Origin of the sequence: Stenotrophomonas beteli, from assembly GCF_001431665.1 — a bacterium.
Lineage (GTDB): Bacteria > Pseudomonadota > Gammaproteobacteria > Xanthomonadales > Xanthomonadaceae > Stenotrophomonas > Stenotrophomonas beteli.
This window is the reverse complement of the sequence record NZ_LLXV01000059.1, coordinates 22,073-29,089: the sequence shown is the minus strand read 5'-3', so window position 1 is coordinate 29,089 and position 7,017 is coordinate 22,073. Positions and strand designations below refer to the sequence as shown.

The window sequence follows — 7,017 nt, the reverse complement described above, 5'->3', positions numbered from 1 at the left end:
CGCGGGGGGTGTGCCAAGCGTAGAGGGGGGGGGGGGGGGGGGGGGGGCGGACATTGCACAAATGTAGTGCAAAACGCGGGGTTCGGGGTCAGAGCCCTTTCCTGGCGGAAAGGGATCTGACCCCATGCGCTGCGGGGTTCGGGGTCGGAGCCCTTTCCGCCAGGAAAGGGCTCTGACCCCTGCCGCAGGTCGAGCAAGCTCGACCACTACCGGGTGGCCGGTTACAGCTTCATGTTGAGGCCGACGAACACGCTGCGGCCCGGGGCCGGCGAGAACATCGGGCGCGCGCTGTCCCAGAAGAAGCTGTCGTACCAGGCGTAGGCGTACTCGCGGCCGGTAACGTTCTTCAGCTGCAGGTCCACGCTGAAACGCGGAGTGAGCTGGTAGGCCGCGCTGAGGTCGAGCACGGCGAAGCCTCCGAACTTGCCGGCCACGTTGCGCTCTTCCAGGTAGTAATCGCCCTGTGCACGCGCCTGCAGGCCCAGCCGCAGCGCATCAGTGGCGCGATAGTCCACGCCCAGATTGCTGATGTGGCGCGGGGTGGCGGCCACTTCGCGGCCCTGCAGGGAAACGCTGGCATCGCGGTCGTCGCGGGTGATCTTCGCTTCCTGGTAGGCATGCGACGCCCAGACCGTCCAGTCGTCGCCCAGCTGCAGGCTCAGCTGCGCATCCACGCCGCGTCGGCGGGTCTTGCCCAGGGTGACCGTCGTACCGGTCGCCGGCATGTTGGATACCTCGTTCTCCGCATCCTGCTGCCATACCGCCAGGCGTGCCTGGCTGCCGGCAAACGGCTGGAATTTCAGGCCCAGCTCCATGCCGGTGTTGGTGGACGGCTGCATCGATGCCTGCCCCGGGGTGAGGTAGGCCGGTGCGGTGGAGCCGGTCAATACCTGGAAGGTGCGGCCCCAGTTCGCGTAGACATGGGTGGCCTGGCCCAGGGTATGGATGACGCTCAGCTTGGGCTGGTCGATGCTGCCGTAGTCCTGCAGGCGGCCGCTGACGCCGTTCATCAGGTGGGTGCGCCCACTGAAGCGGTCGACGCGATAGGCCGGCACGATCTTCCAGGCCTCGACGGGTTGGTAGATGGCCTGCACGTAGGCGCCCCAGTTGTCGAAGCTGTGGCGGTCATTGTTCTGCACCCGCGCCGGTGGCTGGCTGAAATCGGTGGGTTCGGCGTAGGCGTAGCGCTCGCGGAGGTAGCCGTTGTCCTGCTGCTCGTAGTTCAGGCCGCCCTCGACGGTAAGCGTGGGGCTGGCCTGCCAGGTCAGCGTGCTGAGCAGGCCATGCTGCCGCTCGTCCCACACGCGGCGCTGGCGCGGCAGGTTGCCGGCCGGCAGATCGCTGAAGGTCACCCGGCGGTCGTCCTCATAGCGGTTGTGGTACAGCCGCGTGCCGAAGGTGAGCCCCTCGGACAGCTTCAGGTCCAGGTGCGCGGCGATCTGGCGCATGTCGCGGTCATCGCCATCGTTGCCGTTGCGCAGGTCGCTGCCACGGCGATGCGTGCGCAGTTCCTCGGCGGTCATGAAGCCGGGTTCGTCGGCTTCATGGTGATAGGCGCGCGCGGTCAGGCCCACGCGCAGCCCTTCGTCCAGCGTGCCGAAGAACCACTTGCCGCCCAGCGAGTACTTCCTGGAAGTGTCGTGGTCGCGATAACCATCGCTGGCCTGGGTGCCGACGAAATAGTTCTGCGCGAAGCCATTGGTTTCACGGCCTACTGCCAGCTGTGCATCACGGGTGTTGTAGCTTCCGTAGGCCAGGCGCGCATCGGTGTAGGTGCCGCCCTGGCGCGTGCCGAAGTTCACGTTGCCGCCGATGTTGTGCAGGCCGTAGCGCGGGTCGTTGGTACCACGCACCACTTCGATGTAGCTGATCTCCAGCGGGAACAGCATGTCGATGAAGCGCTGGTTGCCGCTGTTGACGTTGCTGGGGATGCCGTCGATCAGCGTCTTGATGGCATTGAGATAGCCCTCGCCGTTGAAGGCGCGGAAGCTGACCTTGCCCGATTCGGCGCCCTGCCGGGTTTCGGTGAGCTGGATGCCGGGCATCTGCCCGAGCAGTTCCCAGCTGTGCGAGACGTTGCGGCTTTCGATCTGGTCTGCACCCAGCACGTCCACCGAGGTCAGCACCTGGTGCGCGCTGAGCTGGCCTTCGCCGTGCTGATGTACCTGCACCTTGCCGAGGGTCAGCGCGGCGTCGGCAGACTGTGCGAGTGCTTCAGGGGCGAACGGTGCGGCCGCGAGGGCGGCCACCAGCGTGGAGATCTTCATGGGGGAGAACGGGTGCAGGTGAAATGTAATCATATAACATTTCACATGCCGCCTTTATAGCATCGAGCCATGCTCGACTGTTCCTGGCAAACGGCCGTCGAGCGTGGCTCGACGCTACAAAGGCAGGGGGGTCGGATTACACGGGGTAGCCGGTGGCTTCCCGTGCCTTTTTCCAGGCGCTTTCGAATTCACGCGCGGAGATTTCGTCGTCCTCGTCGAAATCCAGGAACGACACCGGCTGGTCGGCCAGCAGGAAACGGTCATCGCTGTGGGCATGCTCGTCGGCCCAGACCCACTTGGTGCCGTAGATTTCCACCTGGCGCACGATCTTGTCGCCCCGCGCTTCCATCAGCACGTTGCCCTTGCCCAGGCCCGATTCGGCCCAGTGCTTGTAGTACTTCCTGGCGGCGGATTTCGCGCCGGATCTTGCGGTGTGCTTTGCGTAGGTCATTGCAGGGGTCCTGGCCGCAGGTGCGGCCGGAGAGTTCGGAATGGCGCCATTATCAGGCATCCGGGGGGTCAGAGCCCTTTCCTGCGGAAAGGGAGCCGACCCCGGTCGGGTCAGTTCGGCAGCGGGCTGCCCTTCGGCCACAGCATCCAGAGGTTGCCCTTCTGCTTCATGTCACCGGCCAGCTTGCCGGCGGCATCGCCGCTGCCCCAGTACAGGTCCGCGCGCACTTCACCGGCAATGGCGCCGCCGGTGTCCTGCGCGGCCACCGGGCGCACCACCGGGCTGCCGTCCGGGCGCGTGGTGGACAGCCACAGCAGGCTGCCCAGTGGCACCACGGTACGATCAACCGCCACGCTGTAGCCGGCGGTGAGCGGCACGTTCAGCGAACCGCGCGGGCCCTCCGGGCTGTCCGGGTTGCGCACGAAGAACACGTAGCTGGGGTTGCTGCGCAGCAGGTCAGGCACCCGCGCGGGATTGGCCCGGGCCCAGCTGCGGATCGCGTCCATGGTGACGTCTTCCTTCTTCAGCTGGCCCTGGTCGACCAGCCAGCGGCCGATGGCGCGGTAGGGGTGTCCGTTCTGCTCGGCATAGGCCAGCCGGATCTGCGTGCCGTCGCCCAGGCGCACCCGGCCCGAGCCCTGGATCTGCAGCAGCTGCAGGTCCATCGGGTCGGTCAGCCAGGCCAGTACCGGCGCCTTGGCGCCCTTGCTGGCGATGGTGCCGGCATCGTCGTAGGGCTTGAGCACCTTGCCGTCCACGCGGCCGCGCAGGCGCTTGCCCTTCAGTTCCGGGTAGAGGCTGTCCAGCTGCACCACCACCAGATCATCCGGCGTGCCGTAGACCGGCACCGTCGCTTTGTCGGTGCGGGTGAGGCTGCCGGGGTAGATCGGCTCGTAGTAGCCGGTAATCAACCCGTCGGCCTGGTGGCCGCCGGCACGCAGCGCGTAGACATCGAGGTCGCGCTGCAGGAACTGGCGGATCGCGGCCGGGTCCTTGCCGGATACCGCGGCGGCGGCGGCACAGGGTTTGGCCCAGACCGCGTCGTTTTTCAGGCGGGTGCAGCTGCTGCGCCAGGCAACGAAGCCGGCCTGCAGATCGCTGTCGGAGACCGCTGGCAATGCGCTCCATGTCGCCTTCGCGTAGGTGGCCGCTGGCGGCGAGGCCGGCGTGGGCGCTTCGGCGCCCGTGCGGGGAGCGGTGGTGGCGCAACCGGCGAGCACCGCCGCTGCCAGCAGGGTCCAGTGCTTGCGCTTGAAGAAGGTGGCGGAATCGATCATGCCGCCATGGTGGAGTGCTGGCCGCTGGGCGGCAACCCAGCGCAGGGCCAAGCGTTCATGCGCCGGGTCACGGCGTCTGCAGCAGCAGCGAATGCAGGATGCGCGCGTCCTCGGCATCCAGCGTCTTCGGCAGGTCGTCACGGCCACGGAAGCGGCGATGGAACGCGGCGACGGTGGCCTCGCGGTTGTCCAGCGGATAGCCAAAGCGTGCCAGCGCATTCCACGCGTCGAAACCCTCCGGTGCCGCGCCGTCGGCGGCGCGTGGCCAGACCCCGAAGCCGGCCTCGGCCAACTGCTGCCAGGGGAAGAAGCGGCTCGGATCCTGCTTGCGCGTCGGCGCCAGATCGGCGTGGCCAATCACCTGGCGCGGCGGGATGTTCAGGCGGGTGGTGAGGTCGCGCAGCAGCAGGATCAGTGATTCGATCTGCGCCGCACTGAACGGGCTGCGGCCATCGTTGTCCAGCTCGATGCCGATCGAGGCTGAGTTGAGGTCGGTGATGGTGCCCCAGCGCCCGGACCCTGCATGCCAGGCGCGGCGTTCGTCGGCCACCAGCTGGTAGCGATGGCCATCGCTACCGATCAGGTAATGCGCACTGACCGGTCCACCGCTGTTGGCGGTGCGTAGCGTATGCAGGCTCTGCTGAACCGACTTCTGCTCGGTGTGGTGGATGACGATGATGACCGGCGTGCGCGCGTTCTGGTTCGGCGATGGCACCCAGGTGGCGAGCGGGTTGTGGGTTTCCTGCGGCGCGGAGGCGCAGGCGGCCAGCAGCAGGCAGGCCGAGAGCATCAGGACGGCGCGGATCGGGTGCATGGCCTGATTGTGCGCGATTGCGCTTGATGATGCATGCCAGGGTGCCGACCAACGGTCGGCACCCACCACGTCAGTACGCCGCTACCTCAGGCCTCGTAGGCCGATTCGCCGTGCGAAGTGACATCCAGGCCGGTCCGCTCGGCCTCTTCGGTCACGCGCAGGCCCACCACGACCTTTACCAGCAGCAGGATGACGGCGGTCACCACCGCCGACCAGACCACGGTGAGGCCAACGCTGACCACCTGCACCCAGACCTGGTGCCCGATATCCAGATCGGCCTTGGTGCCGCCCAGCGACTGCGCGCTGAACACACCGGTGAGGATGGCGCCGACGATGCCGCCCACGCCGTGCACACCGAACACGTCGGCGGTGTCGTCCACCTTCAGCAGGCGCTTGAGACCGGTCACGCCCCACACGCAGACCACGCCCGCCACGAAGCCGATCACGATCGCGCCCAACGGCCCGACCGTGCCGCATGCCGGCGTAATGCCGACCAGGCCGGCCACTGCGCCCGAAGCGGCACCCAGGGCCGACGGCTTGCCTTTGCTGATTGCTTCCACCAGCGTCCAGCCCAGCACGGCGGCGGCGGTGGCCAGCACGGTGTTGAGGAAGGCCAGCGAAGCGACGGTGTCGGCCGCGGCCGCCGAGCCGGCATTGAAGCCGAACCAGCCCACCCACAACAGCATCGCGCCGATATAGGTGAACGGTACGTTGTGCGGCTTCAGCGCGGTCTGGCCGTAGCCCAGGCGCTTGCCGACGAACCAGGCCGCGACCAGGCCGGCGACGCCGGCATTGATGTGGACCACGGTGCCACCGGCGAAATCGATCGCGCCCAGCTCACCCAGGTAGCCGCCGCCCCAGACGATGTGCGCCATCGGGACGTAGCTGAGGGTGAACCACAACGCCGAGAACAGCAGCACCGCGCGGAACTTGATGCGTTCGGCGAAGGCACCGACGATCAGCGCGGTGGTGATGCCGGCGAAGGTCGACTGGAAGGCGACGAACAGATAGTCCGGCAGGCCCTTGATCGGCGTGTTGCCCACCGACTCGGGGGTAAAGCCCTTGAGGAAGGCGAATTCGGTGAATGAGCCGAAGAAGGGATTGCCGGCACTGAAGACCGCGCTGTAGCCGTAGGCCACCCACAGCAGCAGCACCAGCGAGAACACCACCAGGATCTGGCTGAGCACCGACAGCACGTTCTTCGAGCGCACCAGGCCGCCGTAGAACAGCGCCAGGCCCGGCACCACCATCAGCAGCACCAGCAGGGTGGAGGTCAGCATCCAGGCCACGTCACCGTGGTCGAAGGCCGGTGCCGTTGCTTCGGCAGCGGCCGGTGCTGCGGCCACGGGGGCCTGCAGCGGTTCAACTGCCACGTTTTCGCTTGCCAGTGGCGAGACCTGGGCCTGGGCGTGGGCACTGCCCGGCCAGGCACCGGCAGCCAGCGCGCTGAGCAGCATCAACAGGCACACGAGGTGGAACCGGGCTTGCCACCCGGTGAGAAGGCGCATCTTCATGGGGGAGTCTCCGGAAGGGGGGTTACAGCGCGTCGGCACCGATTTCGCCGGTGCGGATGCGGATGACCTGTTCGACGGCGGTGACGAAGATCTTGCCGTCACCGATCTTGCCGGTGCCTGCCGACGATTGGATCGCTTCGATCACCGCGTCGGCGCGCTCGTCGGTGACCACGGTTTCGATCTTGATCTTGGGCAGGAAATCGACGACGTACTCGGCGCCGCGATACAGCTCGGTGTGGCCCTTCTGGCGGCCGAAGCCTTTCACTTCGGTCACGGTGATGCCCGACACGCCAGCGTCGGACAGGGCCTCGCGGACCTCGTCGAGCTTGAACGGCCGGATGATGGCGGAGATCAGTTTCATGCGCATGTCCCGATGGTGGATGGGGCCAGCGCGCCAGTGCGCGTTGGCTTCAGGCAACCACGGGCCATCACGGGGATGGCCATGGCTGTTGCACCGGATACGTACTGGGCCGGGACGGCCGTGCCTCTCTCCTTGCACGACCGACGCGGGAGGGAGGGCGGCCCTGGTCGCGTATCCGGTCTCTCTCTTGCCCCTGGATAAGCGGGCCAAAGGCCCGCGTTCCAATGCAGCGGACTAGCAGTCCGCTCTACAACGGCGGGCCTGCGCCCGCCTTGCGGCTCCCCAGCCGCGAAAACGGAAGCGATGGCGGCGGGTGGGAGGGGGAAGCCCACC

Annotated in this window: 6 protein-coding genes; all 6 read right to left on the bottom strand. The window is 67.3% G+C overall.

Annotated features, from left to right (window positions below; genetic code table 11):
* Positions 1-221: 221 nt before the first annotated feature.
* The 6 genes from ARC23_RS16120 to ARC23_RS16095 all read right to left on the bottom strand — a co-directional run bounded on the left by ARC23_RS16120 (position 222) and on the right by ARC23_RS16095 (position 6,684).
* The gene (locus tag ARC23_RS16120) at positions 222-2,267 is read right to left on the bottom strand and encodes a TonB-dependent receptor (RefSeq protein WP_057498137.1); all 2,046 of its coding nucleotides are present in this window, start codon (positions 2,265-2,267) and stop codon (positions 222-224) included.
* Positions 2,268-2,403: 136 nt separating this feature from the next.
* A complete protein-coding gene (locus tag ARC23_RS16115; RefSeq protein WP_057498136.1) occupies positions 2,404-2,718 on the bottom strand; it encodes a hypothetical protein in 315 nt (104 codons plus the stop codon).
* A 110-nt stretch (positions 2,719-2,828) separates the two neighbouring features.
* A complete protein-coding gene (gene mltA / locus ARC23_RS16110) occupies positions 2,829-3,995 on the bottom strand; it encodes a murein transglycosylase A (RefSeq protein ID WP_057498141.1) in 1,167 nt (388 codons plus the stop codon).
* A 67-nt stretch (positions 3,996-4,062) separates the two neighbouring features.
* A complete protein-coding gene (locus ARC23_RS16105; protein ID WP_057498135.1) occupies positions 4,063-4,809 on the bottom strand; it encodes an N-acetylmuramoyl-L-alanine amidase in 747 nt (248 codons plus the stop codon).
* An 86-nt stretch (positions 4,810-4,895) separates the two neighbouring features.
* Entirely contained in the window at positions 4,896-6,323 is a 1,428-nt protein-coding gene (gene amt, locus ARC23_RS16100) for an ammonium transporter (RefSeq protein WP_057498134.1), read from the bottom strand.
* A 22-nt stretch (positions 6,324-6,345) separates the two neighbouring features.
* Positions 6,346-6,684: a P-II family nitrogen regulator gene (locus ARC23_RS16095; protein ID WP_004134334.1), complete on the bottom strand. Its 339-nt coding sequence runs from the start codon at positions 6,682-6,684 to the stop codon at positions 6,346-6,348.
* Positions 6,685-7,017 lie beyond the last annotated feature (333 nt).